The sequence below is a fragment of the Butyricicoccus sp. genome (assembly GCF_050872565.1).
Taxonomy (GTDB): domain Bacteria; phylum Bacillota; class Clostridia; order Oscillospirales; family Butyricicoccaceae; genus Butyricicoccus_A.
In genome coordinates, this window is the sequence record NZ_JBNMHC010000447.1 from 1 (window position 1) to 1,557 (window position 1,557).

General features: G+C 51.1%; 1 protein-coding gene. It reads right to left on the minus strand.

The features are described from left to right. Nucleotides 1-86: 86 nt before the first annotated feature. Nucleotides 87-1,433, minus strand: coding sequence for a PLP-dependent aminotransferase family protein (locus ACR0P9_RS12380; RefSeq protein WP_432620593.1), 1,347 nt, complete (start codon nucleotides 1,431-1,433; stop codon nucleotides 87-89). Nucleotides 1,434-1,557: the final 124 nt, after the last annotated feature.

Sequence of the window (1,557 nt, forward strand, 5' to 3'; positions counted from 1 at the left end):
AATCCATGTTCCAAGAAACGCTGTCGCATTCGTTCTCGGTGATTGACATGCTCTCCTCCAGCCATATGTGCTCCCTTCTCTCCCATTCAAGTCCAGACACGTCGCAATCGGGCAACTGCCGGTTCAATGTCCTCAATTGGAATCCCCGCACTGGAAAGATAAAAATCTGTCTGTTCATTTTGATTGTCTGCCAGTTCATACGAAGCCATGGGTGTTATATCTACGCCAACCTGCCGCGCCAATGCGCACATCGTCTCTGCGTCTCCATTTCCCATGACAGACACCACCACATGCAGCCCTGTATCATTGGGACGAACCAATACCCGCGAACCAAAATATTCCGCAAAGGCTTGTATGATGCAAGCGTTTTTGTGTGCATAAATGCGGCGCAGCCGACGGATTTGTTTTTCCAGCCGGCCTTCTTCCATAAACCGTGCCATCGTCAGCTGTTCCATTGTGCTGGAAGTCTGATTATATCGCCCGGCAATCCGTTGATATGCCGGAAGCAGCCGCGGCGGCAGCACGGCATAACTGATGCGAATAGACGGCGGCAGCAGCTTAGAAAACGTGCCAAGATAAATGACGTGTTCGGCAGAATCCATCGCAGACAACGTCGCCAGCGGCTTTCCCGTGTAACGAAGTTCACCGTCATAATCATCTTCCAAAATCACAGCATGGCACCTGCTCGCCCAGGATAACAGCTGTTTGCGTTTGCTGTGTGTCAGACTGGTTCCCGACGGAAAGGAATGGGACGGAGAAATATATAGCATATTCGCCTGCGATAGCTCCAGCTTTTCCAAGTCAATTCCGTGCGCACTGCTTGGAATGGAAACCGTTTCATAGCCATGATCCGTAAAAATGCGCCACCCCTTGCGAAATCCCGGATTTTCAAAGGCGATGCGCTGCTGACTTTTGTCAAACATCTCGCATACCACGCCGAGCAGGCTCTGAATGCCCGCACTGATAATGACATGCTGTGCGGTCGTATATACGCCGCGTCCAGCGGATAAATACTTGGCGATCTGCTCTCGAAGAACCCATTCTCCTTGATTTTCTCCATAACCGAGAAATGGCGCACTGTCCATCATCACAGAGCGGGACAACTTGCGCCAAATATCAAAATCAAATAACGCCGGATCCATGCGGTGTCCGGTAAAATCAAATGCGCAGGTATGTGCCGCCGGAACAGGTACTGGCTGTGGAATAGGCTGTCGATGCGGAATTTCATTGACATAATACCCGCTCTGCGGCACACAATTGACGATGCCATCCGCACACAGATGCTCATAGGCAGTTTCTACTGTCGTTCGGCTGACGGAAGATTGCTGTGTCATCTGGCGAATAGACGGCAGCCGCGTTCCCGCCGCCAACCGGCCTGCTTCAATTTCTGCACGCAATTGATGATATAGTTTCAAATATAACGGTTCACGCATGGCGATGGTTTACTGCCCGCGGCTCATGCACAAGCTGTGCTGCTTGCGCCAATACTTGTTGACAATAGGCTTGGTCTTGAATGTCGGGATAGAGAAGCGTAGGCTTCGGCTCTCCTTCATAGTG